Raw genomic sequence first — 24,086 nt, forward strand, 5'->3', positions numbered from 1 at the left:
GCGGCACGGAGCACCTGCCCGCCACAACGGCCCGGCACGAACCGGCGCCGGAGAGCAGACAGGAGCCCAGCATGTCCGACGAACCCGGTGGCGACGCCACGACGAACGATGTTCCCGACTCGGATGTGGACCAGATGGACGACGACGGCTACGACGAGCCGCTGATCGCCGAGCCGCCGCACCCGATCAACTGGAACCTGCTGAGTGCCGAGGACGCCGAGGCCGAGTGGTTGGAGCTCAACCGCTGGGTGGACTGGCTACGCCACACCTACGGGCTCCCCGCCTCCGTGATCCCGCCCGCCTGGCACATGCACCCGGAGCTGCTGTGGGAGCTGAGCGCGCTGCACCTTCACTGGCTCTGCGCCTACGACCCGGACCAGAACGGCAGCGCACCGCTCGGCTGGCACCGCGACTTCGCCGACGCCCGCCAGCGGCTCCGCGAATGGGTCGCCGCCTGCGGCACCCGGCTCGACCACGACCGTCCCACCCGGCAGACTGTCTGGCCCGGCGAGGAACCCGGCGACCCGATCGAGGACATCCCGATCACCGACCGCGACGCCGAGTTCGTGGAGTTCGTCATGGCCGACGTCCAGGCCCGCCGCGAGGCAGAGGAAGCGTTCTACCGCGACCTCGACCCGGACACCGGAGAAGTGTCGTGAGCGACAAGACCGAGGCACTCGTCTCGCCCCTGCTGGACAGCCGTGAGGTCGCCGCGTACTTGAAGGTCTCGGAGTCCACCCTGTCGCGGTGGCGCTCGGCCGGCACGGGGCCGCCGTTCCTGCGGCTTGGCGGGATCGCCCGGTACCGGCTCGACGCCGTGGACCGCTGGCTGAGCGAGCTGGAACACGACCGTGCCCCGCAGAGCTGAACCGCAGCCGACCGCCGAGCCCAAGCCGGTCCCGCCGATCGGCGTGAAGGTCTCCACAGACATGGAGCGCCGCTCCTACGGCATCCGCGCCCGAGCCCGGTGGACCGACCCGACCACCAAGCGGCGTGTCATCCGCTCGGAAATCGTGCGAGACGAAGCGGCCGCGCACGCGTTCTTCGACCAGCTCCGCAACTCATCGACCAAGGGCATGGACGTGTCCATGACGCTGCTGGAGTTCGTCACCTCCATCGGCGACCGGTGGGCGCGGGGCCTGGACCCGACCTCCACCGGCGAGACCTACGGGTACGGGCTGAAACTGCGCGTGCTGCCCGCGCTCGGGCACCTGCCGGTCACCCAGATCACCGCCGGGATCATCGACCGCACCATTGATGAGTGGGAGCAGCGTCACGGCGCGTCGACCATCAAGAACACCATCGCCCCGCTCGTGCGGGTGCTCGATGAGGCCGTGCGGGACGGGCTGATCCAGATCAATCCTGCGAAGAACCGCGCCAAGCGGAGCCTGAACCGCAACGCCTTCCGCGGCCAGTCCGCCGAACACACCTCCCCACGGGCGCACGCAATCCCGGACATGAAGACCCTCAACCGCCTCGCCAGGGCGTGCGGCAAGGTGCATCAGTCCTACAGCGACTTCGTGATGCTCGCCGCGCTACTCGCCGCACGGTCCTCGGAGGTCTCCGGGTTGCAGGTCGGGGACGTGGACTACGGCAAGAACCTCGTCGTGATCCGCCGGCAGGTTTTCCCCGGCAAAGGCGGCCTGGTTACAAAACCGACCAAGAGCCGCAAAGAACGCCGCGTGCCGATCCTCGAACCACTCCGGCCAGTGCTCGAACGCCTCACCGACGGGAAGGAGCCCGAGGACTCGTTGCTGGTCGGCCCGAAGGGCGGCTATCTCACCACCGCGACCGTCCGCGACGCCACCAACTGGGACGGCATCGTCGCGAAGCTCGGACTGCCCGACCTCACCCGGCACGGCCTACGCCACACCGGGGCAACCTGGATGGCCGACGCGGGCATCCCGCTGCACGTACTGCAAGACATCCTCGGGCACGCCTCGATGGAGACCACGCGCGGCTATCTCCACCCCGACGACCGCCACCTAGCCTCCGCCGCCGAGCAGGCCAACGCCTTCCTCTCCACCGCCGGACAACGCAAGAACGCCCGGCGCAGCAGCCCCGCGACCAGGGGCCTGTGATGCGCTCCGACGCCCGCGGGAGTGCTCCCGGAAGCGTTCTGGTCCCCTTTTGGTCCCCTTATCCACAGGACGCGGGTTCTGGGCGATCAGTTCGTCCACAGGCGACCACCGGCGAGAGCGCCGGGGGACCAGAGGGGGACCACAGAGAACGACCCCCGGACATGATGAAGCCCAGGCGAGAAACCTACTCTCACCTGGGCTTTTACGTCGGGCTGACAGGATTTGAACCTGCGACCCCCTGACCCCCAGTCAGGTGCGCTACCAAGCTGCGCCACAGCCCGTGGCATGGATTTTCAGTTGTTCGGGCCGACCAGAGCGGGGTAAACCCACTTAACCCCCAGTCAAGTGCGCTACCAAGCTGCGCCACAGCCCGTTGTTCTGCACTCTCGCGCAGGCAACTCCCCTATCTTAGCCGCACCGGAGGCCCTCTCGCGAACCGAGGCGTTGCGGGGTGTCGGAAGCTGCTTGTACGGTCGCCTGCATGTCGACGATCACGACCGCGCTGGCGACGACCGCCCGCTGGGATGACGTGCAGCACGCACTCACCGGCGGGGGCGATGGGGCGAGCTGCCAGTGCATCTGGCCGGTGCTGCCGAACAAGGACTGGAATCAGACGACCACACCTCAGCGCACGGAGATGTTCCGCGCCGAGATCGACGAGGGTCCCCCTCCCGGGCTGGTCTCGTACGTCGACGGCGAGGCCGCGGGCTGGATCCGCATCGGCCCGCGCACCCGTCAGGCCCGGATCCCCCGCACCCGAATGATCGCCGCGTCGAGCACCGAGCCGTTCGACGACGAGTCCGTGTGGGCCGTCACCTGCTTCGTCGTCCGCAGGGACCATCGGGGCACCGGGCTCAACGCGGAGCTGCTCGACGCCGCGATCGCCTTTGCGCGGGAGTCCGGCGCCCGCGTCGTCGAGGGGTATCCCGTCGACACCCGCGGCGAGAAGCAGCGCGCGAACGATCTGTACCACGGCACACTCGGGACGTTCCTCCGCGCGGGTTTCACGGAGAAGGCGGTGATGAAGCCGGGGCGCGTGCTCGTCGCCCTGGAAATCGCACCGAACGAGAGCGATAGCGTGAAGGCATGAGTGCCGCGAACTCCTCTGTCGATGATCCCGACCTCGGACCGCTCCACCGGGCGACCTCCGAGCTCGACGACGGCTCCGCCCTCACCCACGACTGGTTCGTCGGCAGCGTCGAGGTCGACGGCCGCACCTACGAGTTGATGGTCGAGGGCGCGTCGCCGGACGAGGTCGCTCCGCTGCTCCCCCGTCTGCGTACGGTCGTCGCCGCCCTCCCGGGCCTCCGCCGCGTCGCCTCGGACGCCGTGGTCACGACGTTCAGCACCGGAAACCCAGACCCCACCGAGCTCGACGAGGCGGCGGACGACCTGGATCTCGAGACCATCGAAGCCTCCGGCGACGGCACCGTCGTCCTTCACTTCACGGACTCCTGCGGCGAGCACTTCCCGGAGGGCTACTGGCCCGCCGTCCACCTCGACGCCGAGGGTGCCGTCGCGACGGTCACCGTCGAGTCCTGAGGCGGACCGGTTCGATCGACCGCCTTCGGGACGACATGCCCCTCCGGTCATACGATGGAGGGATGCAGCGCCGCACCCTCCCTTCCGCGATCGTGTGTGCGTTCGTCCCCTACGCCGCGGTCTCCGCCCTGCACGTCGTGCTTCTGGCGCTCGGCCACGATCTCGCGGGTCCGACGAAGCTGCTGCTCATGCCGCTGCTCGCGGTACCGGTCCTGGTGGCGGCGCGACGGATCCGCCCACCCGTGACGGTGGCTCTGCTCCTCGTCGCCCTGCTCTTCTCCTGGCTGGGTGACGGCGCGGGCGCGCTTTTCCCCGCAGCACCCGAGCTTCCGCTCATGCTCGCCTTCTTCGGCCTCGCGCACATCGCCTACATCGTCCTCTTCGCCCGCCACCTCGCGCGCCGCCGCCCGCCGTGGTGGACCGCGATCTACGCCGTCTGGTGGCTCGCGATGATCCTCGTCCTCGGCCCGCACACGGGCCCTCTCCTCGTCGGCGTCGCCCTGTATGGCCTGCTCCTCGCGGGCACCGCCGCGTTCGCCGCACGATGCCATCCGCTGGTCGCGACGGGCGGCGCGTTCTTCCTGGCGAGCGACACGATCCTCGCTTTCCGACTCTTCCTGCCCGACGCGCTCCCGGCCTGGAGCAGCCCCGCCGTGATGCTCACGTACACACTCGGCCAGGGGCTGATCATCGCCGGCGCCCTCGTCTCCCTGCAGCGGAGGGCCGCCTGATGGTCGACAGTGCGCGGGTGGATAGCTGGCTCTGGGCGGTGCGCGTCTACAAGACCCGGTCGGCGGCGACCACCGCATGCCGTGCGGGGCATGTGCGCGTCAACGGCGACAAGGCGAAGGCTGCACAGGCGATCCGCGTGGGCGATGAGCTCCGCATCCGCATCGCGGGCTTCGATCGGATCCTGATCGTGCGCCAGATCCTCGCCAAGCGCGTCGGCGCACCGCTGGCCGCCCTCGCCTACGAGGACAGGACGCCGGAACGCGAGCCGCAGGCAGCCCTCGGCGTCCGGGACCGCGGCGCCGGACGACCGACGAAGCGGGAGCGTCGAGACATCGACCGCCTCCGCGGACGAGGCGATATACAACACGACTGAACCCTTCCTCGATTCGAACATACGTTCTAAAATCGAGGTATGACTAACCAGCCGACCGCACCCCTCGACCTGGAGGAGCGGAGGCGCGTGCGAGACGCCTGGACGGCGACCCGTCGACGCATCGCAGCGCTGGAGGCAGAGGCTGCGGAGCTGCTGGTGGCGCAGATCGCTTTCCATGACGAAGACGTGGCCGCGGCCCCGCACCACCGTGATGCCATCCACCGCTCGATGGTCGCCGAGTTCGCGACAGCGGCGCATCTATCCACCGGCACCATGGAGTTCGCGTTCGCCGACGCTCTCGCCCTGAGTACCGCACTCCCCCGCGTGCGAGAGGCCTTCCACACGGGGGCTCTGAGCTCCGCACACGTCCGCGAGGTCGCACGGGCGAGCGCCGTGGTGGCCGAGGCCATCCGCAACCGTGTCGTCGCGCCAGAGACGATGGCACTGTTCGAGACGGCGGTGCTCGTCGTCGCCGAAGCCGAGACCGCGGCGCGCACGCGGGGGCATGCCCGCCGCGTCGCCTCCGCGCTCGTCGGCGAGACGATCACGGAGCGACACCGCCGCGCCGCAGACGAGCGCTGCGTCACGGTGCGATCGGTCGACGACGGCCTCGCGGTCCTGACGGCCATACTCCCGGAATGGGCGGCGGTGGCGATCGCCGACCGGTTGAGCCAGCTCACCCGCACGGTGATCCAGGCCCGCGATGCGGGTCCCGCGCGTGATGCGGGGACTGCGCGTGATGCGGAAACTGCGCGCGATGCGGCATCGGGGTCGGATGAAGCGACGCCGCGTCTGGCACCTGCGCACCACGAAGTGCTGACCGCCGACCGCTTCGCGACGGATCGCCCGTGCGGCGAGACTCGGTCGGACACAAAGATCTCCAGCGTCGACGGCGACACCTTCGCCCTCGATCCCGAGGCGGAATCGCTCCCCGCAGACACCCGCACCTGGAGCCAGGTGCAGGCCGACCTTCTGACCGATCTGCTCCTCACCGCCGATCCGAGCGCCGTCGAGGGCGACGGTCTCATCGGGGTGCGCGGCCGCCTGCAGGTGACCGTGGCGGCGACGACCCTCGCGGGGCTCGACGACCGTCCGGCCGAACTGGACGGACACGGCGCTCTGCACCCGGACATCGCGCGGGCTCTGGCCGGTCGCGACGGGGGCTGGACGCGGTTGTTCCTCGATCCGCACGGGCAGGTCATCGAAACGGACGCCTACAGCCCGACCGAGAGCATGCGCCGTTTGCTTCGGGCTCGCGATCAGCACTGCCGGTTCCCCGGATGCCGCCAGCCGGTACACCGCTGCGACATCGACCACACCTGGGATCACGCGAAGGGCGGCCCGACCCGCGTCGACAACCTCGCGCATCTCTGCCGCGGACACCATGTGCTGAAACACCCCGATATCCCGGAGCCTCAGCGCTGGACAGTGCGACAGCGACCCGGTGGGGTCCTCGAATGGCGAAGTCCCCTCGGCGCGGTCCACGCCGATCGCGCCCCACGTCGGGTCGCCTTCGCCTGAAGCGCGCCGCCATCACGATGACGGGTCCTTCGAGCGCAGTGGCGCAGGCCACGTCGATCCGCGCCAGGCCAGACCACGCCGTACCGCGCGACGTCAGACCACGCCGTGCCGCGCGAAGTCAGACCACGCCACGCCACTGTACGAGTACCGGGATCCGCGGAGCGTGGCGCCCGCGTCTCGCTCTAGGCGTCGAGCAGACGAAGGAGCCAGCCACTCGAGCGCACCTGCGCCCCGGCGGCCTCGACGCGGGACTGCAGCTCGCGGTCACTGGTCACCGCGAGAACCGGCGACGCGCTCGCGACTCGGCGTGCGACCTCGGCCACGATCGCGTCGTCACCGGCGCCCTCCGCGCGCACGACGTCCAGGGCCGAGCTCGCGACTCCGGCTTCTGCGGCAGCCGCATCTGCCGGCGATCCCCCCGCAGCGGCCTCCGCGATGTCCCGCGCGCGACCTTCCACGACGAGCGAGACCTCCGGGAACCAGGCGTCCCCCGCGAGGCCGAGGTCGTCCGCGGGCACGGCCAGCCCGGTCAGACGATCGCGCAGTCGTGCGGCGGCTCCGGCGCGATCCTTCCACCAGCCGTCCGGCACCGAGCCCACGACATTGGCGGTGTCGACCACGACCACCGGGTGCGCCGAGAGCTGAGCCCGCAGCATCGGCCACGCCGCACCGAAGCCGGGGTGCAGGGGCAGCCCGTCCACGTCCTCGACGGGCACCCACGACAACGCGACGCTCTCGGGGTCGCTGATCACCGGGTCGAACGGCGTCCGGACATCGGCGACGACGGTGGTGTACGACCAGATGCCGAGGTCGAGCACGCTCGTGAAGCGCGGCCGCACCGCACCATCCGGCACTCCCGCCTCCTCCTGCGCCTCGCGCACGGCGCCCACGATGGCCGCCTCGCCCTCGTGCAGCGCGCCGCCGGGCAGGCCCCAGGTGCCGCCGAAGTGGCTCCACGCCACGCGGTGCTGCAGCAGGATGCCGCGCTCCGGATCGACGGCGAGGAGACCGGCCGCACCGAAGCGCCCCCAGTACCGCTCACCGGTGTCCGCGACCACCCAGGCATCGCCGGGATCGCGCGGCCCCTCGGGGCGACGCGGTTCACCGGCGGCGGGAGGTACGACAGTCACCCCCTCAGCTTTTCACAGCATCGGGGCTCCGGCGCCACCGCCGCGACATGCGCGGCAACGAGTCAGCGCTGTCGGCGCTCCCGCACGCGCATGTTGATGACGATCGGCGTGCCCTCGAACGGGTAGAGCTCGCGCAGGCGGCGCTGGATGAACCGGCGGTAGCCCGGGTCGAGGAAACCGGTCGTGAACAGCACGAACGTCGGCGGACGGGTCGAGGCCTGCGTCCCGAAGAGGATGCGCGGCTGCTTCCCGCCGCGCACCGGGTGCGGGTGCTCGGCGACGAGCTCGGCGAGGAACGCGTTGAACTTCCCGGTCGGGATGCGGCGGTCCCAGTTCTCCAGCGCCATCTCGAGCGCGGGGACGAGCTTGTCGAGGTGACGACCCGTCTTCGCCGAGATGTTGACCCGCGGGGCCCAGGCCACATGGGCGAGGTCCTGCTCGATCTCGCGCTCCAGGTAGCGGCGGCGGTCGGCGTTCTCCAGGTCGTCGTCGTTGAGGCGATCCCACTTGTTGAACGCCAGGACGAGCGCGCGACCGGACTCGAGCACGAGGTCGATGATCCGCACGTCCTGCTCGCTGATCGACTCCGACACGTCGAGGACGACGATGGCGACCTCGGCCTTCTCCAGCGCGGCAGACGTGCGCAGCGACGCATAGAAGTCGGCGCCCTGCGCCATGTGCACGCGGCGACGGATACCGGCCGTGTCGACGAGGCGCCACATCTTGCCGCCGAGCTCCACGACCTCGTCCACGGGGTCGCGCGTCGTGCCGGCGAGATCGTTGACGACCACACGCTCCTCCCCCGCGGCCTTGTTCAGCAGCGAGGACTTGCCGACGTTCGGGCGTCCGAGGATCGCGACGCGGCGCGGGCCGCCGATCTCCTGCTTCGCCACCGCGGAGATCTCCGGCAGCTTCGTCAGCACGGCGTCGAGGAGGTCGGCGACACCACGACCGTGGATCGCGGAGACCGGGTGCGGCTCCCCGAGACCGAGGTTCCACAGGGCGGCCGCTTCCGGCTCCTGACGCGCGTCGTCGATCTTGTTGGCGACGAGGAAGACCGGCTTGCCGCTCTTGCGCAGCAGCTTCACGACGTGCTCGTCGGTCGAGGTGGCGCCCACCATGGCGTCCACGACGAACAGCACGACATCGGAGAGGTCGATCGCGACCTCGGCCTGCGCCGCGACCGAACGGTCGATGCCGCGGGCGTCGGGCTCCCAGCCGCCGGTGTCGACGACCGTGAAGCGGCGGTCGTTCCACTCGGCCTTGTACGTGACGCGGTCGCGGGTGACGCCGGGGGTGTCCTCCACGACCGCCTCGCGACGGCCGAGGATCCGGTTCACGAGCGCGGACTTGCCCACGTTCGGCCGCCCGACGATCGCCACCACGGGGAGCGCAGGCAGGAACTCGATGCCGTCCTCGCCCAGCGCCACGCCGGCGAGGAGCGCGGCGTCCTCGTCGTCGAGTTCGTAGTCGGCGAGCCCGGCGCGCAGGGTCTCCGCGCGCTGCTCGGCGAGCTGGTCATCGATCTGCTCGAGCTTCTCGGCGAGCTGATCGGGACCGCCTTCATATTCGTCGTCAGCCACGGTCTGCTCCTCGGAGTCGTTCGATCACCGAGAGGACGGCGTCGATGGTCTGGGGGAAATCGAGTGCGGTCGAGTCGACGACCTCCACGCCCTCCGCGGCGTTGAGGAAGTCGACGACCGCACTGTCGGAGGCGTCGCGCTTGTGCAGGGCATCCGCCACGGCGGCGGCGTTCTCGCCCGCGAGTTCGCCCGCGCGACGGGCGGCCCGCACCTCCGGTGCCGCGGTCAGCAGGATGCGCACGGGGGCATCCGGTGCCACGACGGTCGTGATGTCGCGTCCTTCGACGACGACGGCCGGGTACGGCGCCTCGGCGACCAGCGCCCGGAAGAGCTCGTTGACCTGGGCGCGCACCTCCGGCACGCGGGCCACGCCGCTCACGGCACCGGACACGCGGGGTTCGCGGATCGCGTCCGTCACGTCGACGTCGCCGACGCGCACCGTGCGGTCGTCCGGATCGAGCCCGAGGCGGACGGGGAAGTCGGCGGCCGCGGCGCGCACGGCCTCAGCGTCGTCGGTGTCTGCACCGCGATCGAGCACATGCCAGGCGAGAGCCCGGTAGGCCGACCCGGTGTCGAGGTAGCCGAAGCCCTCGCGACGCGCGATCGCCTTGGAGACGCTCGACTTCCCGGACCCGGCGGGCCCGTCGATGGCGATGAACTTCGTGGCGGAGATGGTGGAGGTGTCAGTCATTGGTGTTCCCTGCGATGCGCCAGCCGCGTTCCTGGAGCCCGGTGATCGCGCCGTGCAGCGCCGCGGGGTCGACACTGATCTCGGCGAGGCCGAACTGCGCGCCCGGAGAGTGCTCCAGTCGCAGGTCCTCGACGTTGACGCCCAGCTCGCCGAGCTCGCCGAACAGGCGACCCAGCTGACCGGCGGTGTCGTCGACCATGACGACCAGTGTCTCGAAGCGTCGGTTCTGCCCGTGCTTGCCGGGAAGGCGCTCGACGCCGTCGTTGCCCTGGCGGATGGTCTCGGCGAGCACGCGTCGGGCACCCGGGGCCCCGGGAGCGCGCAGCGCGTCGGCGACCTCGCTCAGGTCGGTCGCGAGCGCGTCGAGGATCTCGACGACGGGACCGGCGTTGGCCCCGAGGATCTGCACCCACAGTTCCGGAGCGGACGCGGCGATGCGCGTCGTGTCTCGCACGCCCTGCCCGGCCAGGCGGAGAGCGCCCTCCTCGGCCCCGGCCAGACGACCGGCGAGGAGGCTCGCGACGACCTGCGGCACGTGCGAGGTGAGGGCGACGGAGCGGTCGTGCTCCTCCGGAGTCATCTCCAGCGGCATCGCGCCGACGTCGAGGGCCAGCGCCTCGACCAGCGCGAGGTCGCGCGCGGTGGTGTCCTCGTCGCGGCACACGACCCACGGCCGGCCGATGAAGAGATCGGCTCTCGCCGAGATCGCCCCGCCGCGCTCCCGACCGGCGAGCGGGTGCGAGCCGATGTAGCGGGCGAGGTTCACGCCCCGCTCCCGGAGTGTGCGGAACGGCTCGAGCTTCACGCTCGCGACATCGGTCACGACGGCGTCGGGGTACCGCTCGAGCTCGGCCTGGATCACGTCGGCGGTCACGTCCGGCGGCACGGCCACGACGACGAGCACCGGGGCGTCGTCATCCTGCGGAAGGCGTCCGGCGCCGTAGTCGACGGCGAGGCGCAGCTGCGCAGGGGACGCGTCGGTGAGGACGACGTCGATGCCCTTCGCACGCAGGGCATGGCCGACGCTGGCACCGAGCAGCCCGGCGCCGACGATGCGCACGGTGCCGGACAGACGCGGCGCCACGGCACCGCTCTTCCGCGCCGCGGGCGCACTCGTCGTCTGGGTCATTCGCTCTCCTGCTCGCCTGGCGCCTCGGCGACACCGGATTCCCGGCGCGCGAGAGTCAGCAGCGCGCCGAGTTCGATTTTACTCAGTTCCCGCGTCCGGCCCGCCGGGAGGGTTCCCAGGTGCAACGGACCGAACTGCCGCCGCACGAGTTCCGTGACCGGATGGCCGACCGCGGCCATCATCCGGCGCACGATCCGGTTGCGGCCGGAGTGCAGCGTGAGCTCCACGAGGCTCGAGCCGCGCGACGTGTCCAGCAGCCGAGCCTTGTCGGCGGCGATGGGGCCGTCCTCCAGCTCGATGCCCTTCGTGAGCTTCGAGATAGTCTGCGCCGTCACGCTCCCCTCGACCTTCGCGATGTAGACCTTGGTGACGCCGAAGGAGGGATGCGCGAGGACGTGCGCGAGCTCGCCGTCGTTGGTGAGCAGCAGCAGTCCGCTGGTCTCGGCGTCCAGACGCCCGACGTTGTACAGCCGCTCCTCGTAGTCCTTCGTGAAGCGTCGGAGATCGGGGCGTCCGCTCTCGTCGCGCATGCTGCTGACCACACCCGTCGGCTTGTTCAGCATCACGTACCGCTTGGACACGTCGAGCTGCACCGCGGTGCCGTCCACGTCCACGAGGTCCCGCTCCGGGTCGATGCGGCGGCCGAGCTCGGTGACCACCTGGCCGTTCACCCGGATGCGTCCCTCGACGATGTACTGCTCGACGACCCGACGGGAGGCGACACCAGCCGCGGCGAGCACCTTCTGCAGTCGCACGCCCTCGGGGGCGCTGGAATCGTGGGCGTCGGTGGTCATCGGACCGTCCCTTCGTCGAAGCCGTCGGCGCCGTCGTCGAGGAGCGGCGAGATCGGCGGAAGCTCATCCAGAGAGTTGATGCCGAGATGCTGGAGGAGCGCATCGGTTGTGCCGTAGTTGATCGCGCCGGTCTCGGAATCGGCGAACAGTTCGGTGATCAGCCCCCGCGCGAGGAGGGTGCGGACCACGGAGTCGACGTTGACCGCGCGGATCGAGGCCACCTGGCTCCGGGTCACCGGCTGCTTGTACGCGATCACCGCGAGCGTCTCCAGCGCCGCCTGGGAGAGCCGGGCCGGCGCCTGACCGCCGACGAACTCCGCCACGACCGGATCGAGGTCCTCGCGGACGTAGAGCCGCCATCCACCGCCGACCTCCCGCAGCTCGAAGCCGCGCCGCGGACCCGCGCCTCGACCGTCGTAGTCCTCGACCAGCGACTCGACCGTCTGCCGGACGGCGGGCACCGGCGCGCCGACCGCGGCGGCGAGGGCCACCAGGCCGATCGGCTCGTCGACGATGAAGAGGATCGCCTCCACACGCTCGCTGAGCGGCAGCTCGGAACCCGTCGCGGCGTCGGGCTCGTCGGGGAGGCCGGTCTCTGCCGCAGTCACGTCATCGGTCATAGTCGGCCCCCAGGGTCGCGAGTGTCTCGTCCGACCAGGAGTCGGCGGCCCAGCGGAGGGTGAGCTCCCCGAGCGGTTCCAGTTGTTCGAAGGAGAGCGCCGCGTGGCGGTACAGCTCCAACACCGAGATGAAGCGGGCCACGACGATACCCGGCTCCGAGACGCCCGCGACCAGCTCGCGGAAGCTCAGCGACTCGGTGCCGCGCAGCAGCGTGACGACGATCGCGGCCTGCTCGCGGATGCTGACCAAGGGCGCATGCAAGTGGTCGAGTCCGACGTGCGGGATCTCCTTCGGCGCGAAGGCCAGCAGCGCCAGCGCCGCGAAGTCGTCGGGCGTGAGCGACCAGACGAGCTCTGGTGTCTGCTTCCGGTGCTTCTCCTCCAGCGGTACCGCACGCACATGACGGCGGTCCTCCCGCTGCAGGCACCGCGAGAACCATGCGGAGACCTCTTTGAACGCGCGGTACTGCAGGAGACGGGCGAAGAGCAGGTCGCGCGCTTCGAGCAGGGCGACGGCCTCGGCGTCGACGAGCTCGCCCTGCGGCAGCAGGCCCGCCACCTTCATGTCGAGCAGGGTCGCGGCGACGACGAGGAACTCCGACGCCTGGTCGAGCTCCTCCTCGTCCTCCAGGTCGGCGAGGTACGCGATGAACTCGTTGGTGACGGCGCTCAGCGACACCTCGGTGATGTCCATCTCGTGCTTCGAGATGAGGTTCAGCAGGAGGTCGAAGGGGCCGTCGAAGTTGGACAGCGAGACGCGGAACCCAGCGGCATCGTCGGCGGAGGACGGCTCCGCGGTGTCGATCGCCTCGGCGGGTGCCGGGACCTCAGCGGTACCGAGCTCGTCAGGCGACGGCGCCACGGGCGACCAGCTCCCTGGCCAGCCGCAGGTATGCCTGTGCGGCCGCGTGCTCCGGAGCGAACTCGGTGATCGGGACCCCCGAGACCGACGCGTCCGGGAACTTCACGGTGCGGCCGATGACGGTCTCCAGCACGTCGTCGCCGAACGCCTCCACGACGCGCTCCAGCACCTCGCGCGAGTGCAGCGTGCGCGGGTCGTACATCGTCGCCAGCAGGCCGTCCATCTCGATGGAGGGGTTGAGCCGGTCGCGGACCTTGTCGATGGTCTCGATGAGGAGCGCGACACCGCGGAGCGCGAAGAACTCGCACTCGAGCGGGATGATGACGCCGTGCGCCGCCGTCAGCGCGTTCACGGTCAGCAGACCGAGCGACGGCTGGCAGTCGATGAGGATGACGTCGTACTCCCCCGCCACCTGGCGCAGCACGCGGGCGAGGATCGTCTCGCGGGCGACCTCGTTGACGAGGTGCACCTCCGCGGCGGAGAGGTCGATGTTCGCGGGAAGGACGTCGAGACCGGGCACGTTCGAGTGCACGATCGCGTCGTGCGCGTCGCGCTTCGTGTCGAGCAGGAGGTCGTAGACCGTCGGGACGTCGTGCGTCTGAATGCCGAGACCGGCGGACAGCGCGCCCTGCGGGTCGAAGTCCACGGCGAGCACCTTGCGGCCGTACTCCGCGAGCGCGGCGGCGAGGTTGATGGAGGTGGTCGTCTTGCCGACGCCGCCCTTCTGGTTGCAGAGCGCGATGATGCGGGCCGGGCCGTGAGACTTCAGAGGCGCCGGGATCGGGAAGCCCTGGTACGGACGGCCGGTGGGTCCCATGGGGGTGTCGTCGGCCTTCTGCGCCTTCGCCCTGGACTTCGCCACTTTCTCAGCCACCGGTTCTCCTGCTCCTTCGTGCTTGCTCGATTGTAGCCGCCCAGCGTTCCCCAGCCGGCTCGGCGCGCGGCGGTCCCGGTACCGGCCGCGGCCTGCGCGGTCAGCGCGCCCGGGGATGAGAGGTCGCGTAGATGTCACGGAGAGCATCCACCGACACATGCGTGTAGATCTGCGTCGTCGCGACCGAGGAGTGCCCCAGCAGCTCCTGCACCACCCGCACGTCGGCACCGCCCTGCAGGAGGTGCGTCGCGAACGAGTGGCGCAGCGTGTGCGGGGAGACCTCGGTCGTGAGCTGTGCGCGCTCCGCGGCGGAACGGATCACCAGCCAGGCGCTCTGTCGCGAGAGCGGGGCACCGCGTGCGCCGAGGAAGAGCCGGGCCGATGCGCGGCCCTTCGCGGCGAGCTCCGGGCGGACCCGGGTGAGGTAGGCGTCGACGGCGGCACGGGCGTACGACCCCACCGGGACGATGCGCTCCTTCGAGCCCTTGCCCCGCAGGCGCAGCACCTCGCCGTGCGCCATGTCGTCGACGTCGAGCCCGACCGCCTCCGACACCCGGGCGCCCGTGGCGTAGAGGAGCTCCAGCAGCGCCCGGTCGCGGATACCGAGCGGCTCCTCGGCCGACGGCGCGGCGAGCAGCCGCTCCACCTGGTCGATCGTGAGGGCTTTCGGCAGCCGCCGCGGGGTCTTCGGCGGGCGGAGCCGTCCGGTCGGATCGTCCGCCTCGATGCCCTCACGGGCGAGGAACCGGTGCCAGCCGCGCACCGAGGACTGCAGGCGCGCCAGACTCGTCGCGGCCGGGGGCGGCTCCGCCGAGGCGCGGTCGGCGACGAAGCGGTCGATGACGGCGGGCGTGATGTCCGCCGTGTCGTCGATCCCCTCCGCCGTGAGCCAGTCCCGGTAGCCCTCGAGGTCCCGCCGGTAGGCGCCGACCGTGTGCGCGCTGAGCCCGCGCTCGATCGTGACGTGACGCAGATACGCGTCGAGGGCGCGATCGAGCTGCATGCTCAGCTCCGGTCGCGCAGCCTCTGCGCGGTCGCCAGCACGCCGAGCGCGAGGATGCCGTTGCGCAGGCGTCCCGCCAGGACTCCGGCGATCGCCTCCTCGAGGGGAAGCCAGGCGAGGCGGATGTCCGCCTCCTCGTCTTCGCGGGCGTGCGCGGCCGCGGCGGCGGTGAGCCCCGTCGCGAGGAACACCTGGATGAGCTCGTCGTTGCCTCCCGGCGTGGTCCACGACGACACCAGGGGCTCCCAGTGCGCGGCGACGAGGTCGGCCTCCTCCGCGAGCTCGCGTCGGGCGGCCGCCAACGGCTCCTCCCCCGCGATATCGAGGAGGCCGGCCGGCAGCTCCCAGTCGCGGTGGCGGATCGGGTGACGGTATTGCTGGATGAGCAGCACCCGTCCCTCGTCGTCCAGCGCGAGGATCGCGACGGCCCCGGGGTGGGCGACGTACTGTCGCACGATCTCGCCCTCGCCGTAGCGGACCCGGTCGGAGCGCACGTCCCAGACGCGCCCCTCGTAGACGAGGTCGCTGCTCACGACCTCCGGCTCGAAGGGCTCGTCGCGCAGCGGCTCCGCGACGGCCGTCGCCTCCGACTCACTCATCGACGGGCACGTCGAACAGCTCGCTCGCGCGGTGGCGGGCGATGGCCGCGCCGACGAGCCCGCGGAACAGCGGGTGCGGGTCGGTCGGACGCGAGCGCAGCTCCGGGTGCGCCTGGGTGGCGATGTAATACGGGTGCACGTCGCGCGGCAGCTCGACGTACTCGACGAGGTCGAGTTCCGGGTTGAGGCCCGAGAACACCAGACCGGCCTCGGACAGGCGATCGCGGTAGGCGTTGTTGACCTCGTAGCGGTGACGGTGACGCTCGGACACCTCGGCGGCGCCGTAGACCTCGCGCGCCAGCGAGCCCTCCGCGAGGGCCGCCTGGTAGAGGCCGAGGCGCATGGTGCCGCCCAGGTCGCCGCCGTCGAGGATCTCGATCTGCTCGGCCATGGTCGCGATGACGGGCTCCGCGGTGTCCGGGTCGAACTCGCTGGACGAGGCTCCGGCGATCCCGGCCACGTCGCGGGCGTACTCGATGACCATGCACTGCAGACCGAGGCAGAGGCCGAGGGTCGGGATGCCCTGCTCGCGGGCGAACTTCAGCGCACCCAGCTTGCCCTCGATGCCGCGGATGCCGAAGCCTCCGGGGACGCAGATGCCGTCCAGCTCGGCCAGCTGCTCCTGCGCGCCCTCCGGCGTCTCGCAGAGGTCGGACGGGATCCAGCGGATGTTGACCTTGGTCTCCTGCGCGAAGCCGCCCGCCTTGAGGGCCTCCGTCACGGACAGGTAGGCGTCCGGAAGGTCGATGTACTTGCCGACGAGGCCGATCGTGACCTCGTGCTTCGGGTTGTGCACCGCGTGCAGCACCTTGTTCCAGCGCGTCCAGTCGACGTCGTCCGCCTTCTGGTCGAGGCCGAGGCGGCGCACGATGTAGGAGTCGAGGCCCTGCTCGTTGAGGGTCGACGGGATGTCGTAGATGCTCGGCAGGTCGACGGTGTTGATGACGCCTTCGACGTCGACGTCGCACATCAGAGCGATCTTGTTGCGGTTGCTCGCGCTCACCGGGCGGTCGCTGCGGAGCACGAGGGCGTCGGGCTGGATGCCGACCTGACGGAGCGCGGCGACCGAGTGCTGGGTCGGCTTGGTCTTCTGCTCGCCGGACGCGCCCATGAACGGCACGAGCGAGACGTGCACGAAGAACACGCTGTCGCGGCCGAGCTCGTGACGCAGCTGGCGGGCCGACTCGAGGAACGGCTGCGACTCGATGTCGCCGACGGTGCCGCCGACCTCGGTGATGATCACGTCGGGACGCGGGTCCTCGGTGGCCTGCAGCCGCATGCGGCGCTTGATCTCGTCGGTGATGTGCGGGATGACCTGCACGGTGTCGCCGAGATACTCGCCGCGACGCTCGCGGGCGATCACCTGCGAGTAGATCTGACCGGTCGTGACGTTGGCCGCCTCGGACAGGTTGATGTCGAGGAAGCGCTCGTAGTGGCCGATGTCGAGGTCGGTCTCCGCACCGTCGTCGGTGACGAACACCTCGCCGTGCTGGAACGGGTTCATGGTGCCCGGATCGACGTTCAGATACGGGTCGAGCTTCTGCATGACCACGCGGAGTCCGCGAGCGGTCAGGAGGTTGCCCAGGCTGGCCGCGGTGAGCCCCTTGCCCAAAGACGAAACGACACCACCAGTCACGAAGATGTGCTTGGTCGTGTCGTTCTTGGGCCCCGCAGAAGAAGAGTTCATCACGGGCTTCTATCCTAACAGTTCATTCAGACGCCGAGGCTGAGAAGCTCGCGGGCGTGGGTGAGTGCGGCATCGGAATCCGCGAGTCCGGAGAGCAGACGGGCCATCTCGGCCTCGCGCTCCTCCCCGTCGAGCCGCCGCACGCTGGACGCGGTGACGGCGCCGTCGTGCGATTTCACGACGGTGAGATGGTTGTTCGCGAAGGCGGCGACCTGCGCGAGATGGGTGACGGCGATCACCTGCGACTTCTCGGCGAGTCGGGCGAGTCGCCGACCCACCTCGATCGCCGCCGCGCCGCCGATGCCCGCGTCGACCTCGTCGAACACGAAGGTGGGCACGGGATCGGTCGCCGCGATGACGACCTCGATCGCGAGCATCACCCGCGACAGCTCGCCGCCGGAGGCGCCCTTGGCGACCGAGCGGGGTTCGGCGCCGGGATGCGGGGCGAGCAGGATGGCGACGTCGTCGCGGCCGTGGGTGCTCTCGGCCCCCGGGGCCACAGAGACCTCCAGGCGCGCGTCCGGCATCGCCAGCGCGTGCAGCTCGGCGGTCACGGCCTCGCCGAGTCGGCCGGCTGCCTCGCTCCGGGCCGCGGTGAGAGCGTCGGCCCGGGCGTCGAGTTCCGTCCTGGCCGCGTCGCGCTCAGCGGTGAGGCGTTCCAGGCGCTCTCCGTCGTCGTCGAGTTCGGCCAGCCGCGCGGATCCGGTCTGCCACAGCGCCAGGGCCTCGGCCAGCGAGCCGTGCTGACGGATGAGGACGCCGAGCGCGGCCCGGCGCTCCTCGACGGCGGCCAGCTCGTGCGGACCGGACTCGTCGAGGTCGGCGAGGAAGCCGGAGAGCACACCGGCGGCGTCGGCAATGCGGTAGCCGATGTCGGCCAGGGTCTCCGCGACTTCCGCGAGCTTCGGGTCGGACACGCGCTCGATCGCTCGGCGCGCTTCCGCGACCAGCGCCGAGGCATCGGGCTCGCCCTCCTCGTTCGAGAGGGCTCCGTGGGCCAGGGCGGCGGCGACGCGGAGTTCCTCCGCGTTCGCGAGGCGCTCGGCACGAGCCGTCAGCTCCTCGTCCTCGCCCTCCTCGGGGGCGGTCGCCTCGATCAGGGCGAGGTCCTCCCGCAGCCGGGCGGCCTCCTCGGCACGCCGGTCACGGTTCGCGGTGATGTCGATGATCTCGGCGTCGAGCGTTCGCCAGCGCTCGAACGCGGCCTGGTACTCCTCCAGCGCCCGGGCGATCGGTTCGCCGCCGAAGCGGTCGAGGGCGTCGCGCTGCGCGGCGGCCGAGCGCAGCCGCAGCTGCTCGGACTGTCCGTGCACGACGATGAGCTCGTCCGCGAGCGAGGACAGCACCCCTGCCGGCGCGGCCCGCCCACCGACGCTCGCGCGACTGCGGCCCTCGGCACTGAGGGTGCGCGAGACATAGAGCTCAGCGGTGCCGGCACCGGCCGGCTCCAGCTCTCCCCCGGCCTCGGCCACGATGTCGGCGACCTCGCCCTTCTCGGGCACGATCCACACCCCGGCCACCGAGGCCTGCGCGGCTCCCTTGCGCACGGCGCCCGAGTCGGCGCGCTGGCCGAGGAGCAGCCCGAGCCCGGTGACGACCATGGTCTTACCCGCGCCCGTCTCTCCGGTGATGGCCGTGAAGCCGGGCCCGAGCGGCAGGACGGCGTCGGCGATCACGCCGAGCCCCTGCATGCGCATCTCCTCGATCATGCGTCGCTCCTCCGCTCCTGTCCGCGCCATCCTTCGACGGGCAGCTGGAACTTCCGCACGAGACGGTTCGTGAACGCCGTGGGGTGCAGACGCGCGAGGCGGACCGGGCGCGACGAGCGACGCACCACGACGCGGGCTCCCGGCGGAAGGTCGTGGGAACGACGGCCGTCGCACCAGAGGATGCCGGAGCCATCCGTCCGCTCCAGCATCTCGATCGCCACGGCCGCCTCGGGGCTCACCACGAGCGGCTTCGCGAAGAGCGCGTGCGCCGACAGCGGGACCACCGCGATGGCCTCGACCGTCGGCCAGATGACCGGGCCGCCGGCGGAGAAGTTGTAGGCGGTCGAGCCGGTCGGGGTGGAGATGACCATGCCGTCGCAGCCGAAGCTCGACAGCGGGCGCCCGTCGATCTCGAGCACCACCTCGATCATGCGCTCGCGGCTCGCCTTCTCGACGGTCGCCTCGTTCAGGGCCCAGGTCTCGAAGACGACGTCGCCCGAGGCGTCCTTCACGCGCACCGACAGTGCCAGGCGCTCCTCGACCTCGTAGTCGCGGGCGATGACGCGGCGCATCGCGTCGTCCATGTCGTCCCGGTCGATCTCCGCGAGGAAGCCGACGTGACCCATGTTGATGCCGAGCACCGGAGCGCCGCTGTCACGGACGAGCTCTGCCGCGCGGAGGATCGTGCCATCGCCCCCGAGGACGATCGCGAGCTCGAGCGTCACCGGTCCGGAGGCGTCCAGCACCTCGACGTCCGCGAAGAACGCATCGACTGCGGCGAGCTCGGCATGGTCGTCGGCTGCCAGGACGGGACGGACCCCCGCACCGCGGAGGGCGTCGATCACCCGACGGGCGGCCGCGACGGTGTCGACGCGACCCGCGTGGGCGACGACCAGGATCCTGCGCTCGTTCATCGTCCCCCTGCCAGCCGGTTGATGGTGTCCATCCATTCTGTCGGATTGCTGCCGCCGCCCGGCACGAGGTGCACGAGATACTCCGCATTGCCGTGGGTCCCGAGGATCGGGGAGGAGACGAGCCCCGCCATCCCCATCCCGGCGTCCCACGCGCTCCACACCACGCGGGCGACGGCATCGGCCCGGGTGGCGGGGTCGGTGACGAGGCCGCCGCGCACCGCGGTCCTCCCGACCTCGAACTGCGGCTTGACCAGCAGCAGCACGTCGGCGCCCGGCGCGGCCACGGCGACCACCGCGGGCAGCACGAGCTCGAGCGAGATGAAGGAGAGGTCGCCCACCACCAGGTCGGGCGACGTGGACTCCCCCGTCGCTGCGGTGAGGCTGTCACGCGTCATGTGCCGCACGTTGAAGCCCTCGACGGCGATGACGCCGGGGTCGGCGGCGACCGCGGGGGCGAGCTGACCGTGGCCGACATCCACGGCGAGGACACGGCGCGCGCCGCGTTCCCGCAGCACCTGCGTGAAACCGCCGGTCGAGGCCCCCATGTCGAGCGCGAGGCGTCCCTGCACCGGGATGCCGAAGCCGTCGAGCCCGGCGACGAGCTTGTGCGCCGCGCGGCTGACGTAGTGGTCGGCGCCGGCGACCGTGATGGTGTTGTCGTCGCTGACCGCGGTCGAGGCCTTCACGACCGGACGGCCGTCGACGCTCACGAGGCCGTCGGCGATGAGGGTGGCGGCATGCGTGCGCGAACGGGCGAGTCCTCGGGCGGCGAGGGCGGCGTCGAGTCGCGTCATCGTGGTCCCGGGGTCTCCCGCAGGTCGTGCCGGGATCCGCTCTCGAGTCGTCGCGAGAGATCGTCGTGCAGGGCCGAGTACGCGTCCGCGCGTGCGGCGAGCGGCTGCCCTTCGATCAGGCGCAGACGACTCCACAGGCCGTCCGTCGGCGCGCTGGTCGTCGTCTCATCGCTCACGCTTCCACTGTACGCGGCACCGCCGACGGGCGGCGGCGCCACGCGTGGCTCAGGGGCGGTGGAACGGGTCCGCGTACAGCCGTTCCGGAACCCGGAGGACGAACACCGGCGTCCCGGACGCCCAGATCGCGGCGGCGCCCGCACGGAGCAGGTCGAGCTGGTCGCCGGACTCGGCGACGATCTCGACGTCTGCGCCCCGGACGCGGACGGCGGCACCGTTCACGTCGAACACGCCGTCGGTCACGGTGGGCTCGGGGTACGGCTCGTGCAGACCGCGCAGGTCGCCGAGGATATAGGTCGGGCGCGATCCTTCGGGCGCGGCGAGGACGTGCTTGGGACGGTCGATACCGGTCAGCACCAGGGCGGACTCGATGCCCGCACGGCTGGCACCCATGATGTCGGTGTCGAGGCGGTCACCGATGAAGAGCGCTTTCGCCGCGCCGAAACGGGCGAGCGCCTCCTCGAAGATCGGGGTCTCCGGCTTGCCCGCCACCGTCGCCAGCCGACCGATCGCGGTGTGCACGGCGGACACGAGAGTGCCGTTCCCCGGGGCGACGCCCCGCTCGCGCGGGATCGTCCAGTCGGTGTTCGTGGCGATCCACGGGATGCCGCCCTCGTCCTCGGGGACCTTGAGGGCGAACGCCGCTTCGGCGAGGTCGGTCCAGGCGACCTCGGGCGCGAAGCCCTGGACCACGGCCTGCGGCGCGTCCTCGGCGCTGCGCGTGACCGTGTACCCGGCCTTCTGCACCTCGTCGACGAGGCCGTCGCCGCCCACCACGAGGATCGTCGCCGGCGCCGGCACGATCCCGGACAGCAGACGCATCGCCGCCTGCGGGCTCGTGACGACGTCCTGCGGAGCCACGTCGAGCCCGAGACTCGTGAGGTGCGCGGCCACCGAGGCGTCGGTGCGCGAGGCGTTGTTCGTGATGTAGCCGAGACGCACCGCGTGCGCCGCCGCGTTCAGGCTCTCCACCGCATGCGGCAGAGCGCCGGGACCGGCATAGACCACGCCGTCGAGGTCGGCGAGGACGGTGTCAACGCCTTCGAGCGGCGTGCGACCCGCCGGCCGCTTCCGCGCCTTCGCTGTGAAGAGCCCCACTACGCCTCCGGCTTCTCGGACGCGGAGGGCGAGTCGTCCTCCGTCTCGTCGTCGTCCGTTTCGTCGTCCTCGCCGAGCAGCTCGCGCACCTCGTCCTCGATGGACGGCTCCGCGGGCTCGGGGGCCTCGGTCGTGTCGGGAGCTTCGGCCGCGTCGTCGGCTTCGGTCGCGTCCTCGGCTTCGGTCGCGTCGTCGGCTTCGGTCGCGTCCTCGTCCTCGACAGAAGCGACATCAACGTCGGAGAACTCGTCGTCGGAGAACCCGTCCTCGATGAGGCCGTCCTCCACGTAGAGCTCTTCGTCGCCGGCCTCGTCGACACCGAGAGCCTCGGCGGCGACCTCGGCACGACGCGCCCAGAACTCGGCTTCGTCCGTACGCCCGAGGTCCTCCAGGACGGCGGCGCGCGCGGCGAACAGCGCGGGGCTCCACTCGAATGCGCGGTCCGGGTCCAGCTCCGGGATCTCGAGCTCTCCGAGCGCCAGCTCGAGGTCTCCCTGGTCGAGCCGGGCACCCGACATCGCGATAGCCAGGGCGACTCGCACGGGCGTGGTCAGAGCTGATCGGTCCACCGCCCGACCGGTCTCGAGGGCGCGGTCGGGGCGCCCGATACCGCGCTCGCTGTCGACCATGAGGGCGATCTGGTCATCCTTGCCGGAGATCCGGCGGTAGGTACGCAGCTCGCGCAGCGCCAAGGCGAAGTCGCCGGTCGCATAGGCGGTGATGCCGAGGGTCTCGCGGACGATCGCGATCCGGCCGGCACGACGCGACGCCGCCAGCGCATGCTCGTGCGCCAGAGCGGGGTCCTCGTCGATCAGCCGGGAGGCCATCGCCAGGTGACGAGCGACGAACTCGGCGTTCTCTTTGCTCAGCGTCTTCAGCTCGTTGCGCGCGGACGGGTGCAGGTCGCGCGCGGTGACCTCGTCCGGGACGCGGGGCTCGTCGAAGCGCGGACGCTCGTTCGCCGCGTTGGCCGGACGCTCCCGCCCAGCCCCGCCGCGCTGCGGGAAGGGCCGCGACCGGTCACTCCCCCGCTCACGCTCGAACCCGCCCTCGCGACGCGGAGCGGAGTCACGGTTGTAGCCGCCCTCGCGACGAGGACCGGAGTCACGGTTGTAGCCGCCTTCGCGACGCGGAGCGCTGTCCCGGTTGTAGCCACCCTCGCGACGGGGCGCACCACCGTCGCGGTTGTAACCACCCTCGCGGCGAGGGGCACCACCGTCACGGTTGTAGCCACCCTCACGACGGGGCGCACCACCGTCACGGTTGTAGCCGCCCTCACGACGAGGGGCACCACCGTCACGGTTGTAGCCACCCTCGCGACGAGGGGCACCACCGTTACGGTTATAGCCACCCTCGCGACGAGGGGCACCACCGTCACGGTTGTAGCCGCCCTCACGACGGGGCGCACCATCGCGGTTGTAACCACCTTCGCGACGCGGGGCGCCGTCACGGTTGTTGTAGCCGCCTTCGCGACGAGGCGCACCACCGTCACGGTTGTAGCCGCCTTCGCGACGAGGAGCACCACCGTCACGGTTGTAGCCACCCTCACGACGCGGAGCACCATCGCGGTTGTAACCGCCCTCACGACGCGGAGCACCATCGCGGTTGTAACCGCCTTCGCGACGCGGGGCGCCGTCACGGTTGTTGTAGCCGCCTTCGCGACGAGGCGCACCACCATCGCGGTTGTAGCTGCCTTCACGGCGGGGGGCAGCACCGTCACGGTTGTTGTAGCCGCCCTCGCGACGAGGCGCACCACCATCGCGGTTGTAGCCGCCCTCACGACGCGGCGCACCACCATCACGGCTGTAGCCACCTTCGCGACGCGGGGCACCGTCACGGTTGTAGCCACCCTCACGACGCGGGCCGCGGTCGCCGGAGCGAGATGCGCCGTCGCGGTAGACGGGGCGACCTCCGGAAGGACGATCGTTGCGCTGGTTCCTGTCGTCGTTGCGACGTGGACGGCGCTCTTCCTCTTCCGGCATGGTGCTCCCTGTTCTCTTCGTGCTGTAAACGCAAAATGGCCACCCAACGATGGGTGGCCATTTCGACTAAAAGGAGTCCGGCGGTGTCCTACTCTCCCACAGGGTCCCCCCTGCAGTACCATCGGCGCTGTGAGGCTTAGCTTCCGGGTTCGGAATGTGACCGGGCGTTTCCCTCACGCTATGGCCGCCGA

25 protein-coding genes, 1 tRNA gene and 1 rRNA gene are annotated in these 24,086 nt (G+C 70.9%); 8 read left to right on the forward strand and 19 right to left on the reverse strand.

Annotation, left to right across the window (positions count from 1 at the left end; translation table 11 throughout):
• Nucleotides 1-71: 71 nt before the first annotated feature.
• The 3 genes from D8M34_RS14250 to D8M34_RS14260 are packed head-to-tail and all read left to right on the forward strand — an operon-like array spanning nt 72 to nt 2,081.
• Complete coding sequence (locus D8M34_RS14250; protein ID WP_026529680.1) at nt 72-659, forward strand: hypothetical protein; 588 nt, start codon at nt 72-74, stop codon at nt 657-659.
• Nucleotides 656-868, forward strand: coding sequence for a helix-turn-helix transcriptional regulator (locus D8M34_RS14255; RefSeq protein ID WP_026529681.1), 213 nt, complete (start codon nt 656-658; stop codon nt 866-868). Before D8M34_RS14250 ends, D8M34_RS14255 begins: the two co-directional genes overlap by 4 nt.
• On the forward strand, nt 852-2,081 hold the full coding sequence (locus D8M34_RS14260; RefSeq protein WP_026529682.1) for a tyrosine-type recombinase/integrase: 1,230 nt from the start codon (nt 852-854) through the stop codon (nt 2,079-2,081). The genes D8M34_RS14255 and D8M34_RS14260 overlap by 17 nt, the downstream gene beginning before the upstream one ends.
• Before the next feature lie 207 nt (nt 2,082-2,288).
• Here the strand turns inward: D8M34_RS14260 and D8M34_RS14265 are convergent.
• Nucleotides 2,289-2,362: transfer RNA gene (locus D8M34_RS14265), tRNA-Pro, on the reverse strand.
• A gap of 200 nt (nt 2,363-2,562) precedes the next feature.
• On the opposite strand from D8M34_RS14265, the gene D8M34_RS14270 reads away from it, so the two are divergent.
• From D8M34_RS14270 to D8M34_RS14290, 5 genes are all read left to right on the forward strand, one after another.
• Entirely contained in the window at nt 2,563-3,171 is a 609-nt protein-coding gene (locus D8M34_RS14270) for a GNAT family N-acetyltransferase (RefSeq protein ID WP_126894316.1), read from the forward strand.
• Complete coding sequence (locus tag D8M34_RS14275) at nt 3,168-3,623, forward strand: hypothetical protein (RefSeq protein WP_126894317.1); 456 nt, start codon at nt 3,168-3,170, stop codon at nt 3,621-3,623. The genes D8M34_RS14270 and D8M34_RS14275 overlap by 4 nt, the downstream gene beginning before the upstream one ends.
• Before the next feature lie 62 nt (nt 3,624-3,685).
• Entirely contained in the window at nt 3,686-4,354 is a 669-nt protein-coding gene (locus tag D8M34_RS14280) for a lysoplasmalogenase family protein (protein ID WP_126894318.1), read from the forward strand.
• Nucleotides 4,354-4,728, forward strand: coding sequence for an RNA-binding S4 domain-containing protein (locus D8M34_RS14285; protein ID WP_126894319.1), 375 nt, complete (start codon nt 4,354-4,356; stop codon nt 4,726-4,728). Before D8M34_RS14280 ends, D8M34_RS14285 begins: the two co-directional genes overlap by 1 nt.
• 39 nt (nt 4,729-4,767) lie before the next feature.
• Entirely contained in the window at nt 4,768-6,249 is a 1,482-nt protein-coding gene (locus D8M34_RS14290; protein ID WP_126894320.1) for an HNH endonuclease signature motif containing protein, read from the forward strand.
• A 182-nt stretch (nt 6,250-6,431) separates the two neighbouring features.
• Here the strand turns inward: D8M34_RS14290 and D8M34_RS14295 are convergent, their stop codons facing one another.
• From D8M34_RS14295 to rrf, 18 genes are all read right to left on the reverse strand, one after another.
• Nucleotides 6,432-7,379, reverse strand: a complete 948-nt coding sequence (locus tag D8M34_RS14295; RefSeq protein WP_126894321.1) for an NUDIX domain-containing protein — start codon at nt 7,377-7,379, stop codon at nt 6,432-6,434.
• Between the two features lie 62 nt (nt 7,380-7,441).
• Nucleotides 7,442-8,962, reverse strand: a complete 1,521-nt coding sequence (der, locus tag D8M34_RS14300) for a ribosome biogenesis GTPase Der (RefSeq protein WP_025105139.1) — start codon at nt 8,960-8,962, stop codon at nt 7,442-7,444.
• Complete coding sequence (gene cmk, locus D8M34_RS14305) at nt 8,955-9,653, reverse strand: (d)CMP kinase (RefSeq protein ID WP_025105140.1); 699 nt, start codon at nt 9,651-9,653, stop codon at nt 8,955-8,957. Before cmk ends, der begins: the two co-directional genes overlap by 8 nt.
• Nucleotides 9,646-10,782, reverse strand: coding sequence for a prephenate dehydrogenase (locus D8M34_RS14310; RefSeq protein WP_025105141.1), 1,137 nt, complete (start codon nt 10,780-10,782; stop codon nt 9,646-9,648). The genes cmk and D8M34_RS14310 overlap by 8 nt, the downstream gene beginning before the upstream one ends.
• Nucleotides 10,779-11,576, reverse strand: a complete 798-nt coding sequence (locus tag D8M34_RS14315; RefSeq protein ID WP_025105142.1) for a pseudouridine synthase — start codon at nt 11,574-11,576, stop codon at nt 10,779-10,781. Before D8M34_RS14315 ends, D8M34_RS14310 begins: the two co-directional genes overlap by 4 nt.
• Nucleotides 11,573-12,196: an SMC-Scp complex subunit ScpB gene (scpB, locus tag D8M34_RS14320; protein WP_025105143.1), complete on the reverse strand. Its 624-nt coding sequence runs from the start codon at nt 12,194-12,196 to the stop codon at nt 11,573-11,575. Before scpB ends, D8M34_RS14315 begins: the two co-directional genes overlap by 4 nt.
• Nucleotides 12,186-13,058: a segregation and condensation protein A gene (locus D8M34_RS14325; RefSeq protein WP_025105144.1), complete on the reverse strand. Its 873-nt coding sequence runs from the start codon at nt 13,056-13,058 to the stop codon at nt 12,186-12,188. Before D8M34_RS14325 ends, scpB begins: the two co-directional genes overlap by 11 nt.
• Nucleotides 13,042-13,875 carry a ParA family protein gene (locus tag D8M34_RS14330; protein ID WP_164498181.1) on the reverse strand — a complete coding sequence of 278 codons (834 nt, stop codon included), beginning with the start codon at nt 13,873-13,875 and terminating at the stop codon, nt 13,042-13,044. The genes D8M34_RS14325 and D8M34_RS14330 overlap by 17 nt, the downstream gene beginning before the upstream one ends.
• Before the next feature lie 157 nt (nt 13,876-14,032).
• Nucleotides 14,033-14,935: a site-specific tyrosine recombinase XerD gene (gene xerD, locus D8M34_RS14335; RefSeq protein ID WP_126894322.1), complete on the reverse strand. Its 903-nt coding sequence runs from the start codon at nt 14,933-14,935 to the stop codon at nt 14,033-14,035.
• Between the two features lie 2 nt (nt 14,936-14,937).
• A complete protein-coding gene (locus D8M34_RS14340) occupies nt 14,938-15,534 on the reverse strand; it encodes an NUDIX domain-containing protein (RefSeq protein ID WP_126894323.1) in 597 nt (198 codons plus the stop codon).
• On the reverse strand, nt 15,527-17,221 hold the full coding sequence (locus D8M34_RS14345; RefSeq protein WP_029989884.1) for a CTP synthase: 1,695 nt from the start codon (nt 17,219-17,221) through the stop codon (nt 15,527-15,529). The genes D8M34_RS14340 and D8M34_RS14345 overlap by 8 nt, the downstream gene beginning before the upstream one ends.
• A 26-nt stretch (nt 17,222-17,247) precedes the next feature.
• Nucleotides 17,248-18,930, reverse strand: a complete 1,683-nt coding sequence (gene recN, locus D8M34_RS14350) for a DNA repair protein RecN (RefSeq protein WP_126894324.1) — start codon at nt 18,928-18,930, stop codon at nt 17,248-17,250.
• The gene (locus D8M34_RS14355) at nt 18,927-19,844 is read right to left on the reverse strand and encodes an NAD kinase (RefSeq protein WP_126894325.1); all 918 of its coding nucleotides are present in this window, start codon (nt 19,842-19,844) and stop codon (nt 18,927-18,929) included. Before D8M34_RS14355 ends, recN begins: the two co-directional genes overlap by 4 nt.
• A complete protein-coding gene (locus D8M34_RS14360) occupies nt 19,841-20,638 on the reverse strand; it encodes a TlyA family RNA methyltransferase (RefSeq protein WP_126894326.1) in 798 nt (265 codons plus the stop codon). Before D8M34_RS14360 ends, D8M34_RS14355 begins: the two co-directional genes overlap by 4 nt.
• On the reverse strand, nt 20,635-20,814 hold the full coding sequence (locus D8M34_RS14365; protein ID WP_126894327.1) for a hypothetical protein: 180 nt from the start codon (nt 20,812-20,814) through the stop codon (nt 20,635-20,637). The genes D8M34_RS14360 and D8M34_RS14365 overlap by 4 nt, the downstream gene beginning before the upstream one ends.
• A gap of 49 nt (nt 20,815-20,863) precedes the next feature.
• Nucleotides 20,864-21,913, reverse strand: a complete 1,050-nt coding sequence (locus D8M34_RS14370) for an HAD-IIA family hydrolase (RefSeq protein ID WP_062633875.1) — start codon at nt 21,911-21,913, stop codon at nt 20,864-20,866.
• Nucleotides 21,913-23,895, reverse strand: a complete 1,983-nt coding sequence (locus D8M34_RS19570; protein WP_238695668.1) for a primosomal protein — start codon at nt 23,893-23,895, stop codon at nt 21,913-21,915. Before D8M34_RS19570 ends, D8M34_RS14370 begins: the two co-directional genes overlap by 1 nt.
• Before the next feature lie 75 nt (nt 23,896-23,970).
• Nucleotides 23,971-24,086: ribosomal RNA gene (gene rrf, locus D8M34_RS14380) — 5S ribosomal RNA — on the reverse strand.

The sequence above is a fragment of the Microbacterium sp. HSID17254 genome (genome assembly GCF_003989315.1).
In the GTDB taxonomy this organism is placed as follows: Bacteria; Actinomycetota; Actinomycetes; order Actinomycetales; family Microbacteriaceae; genus Microbacterium.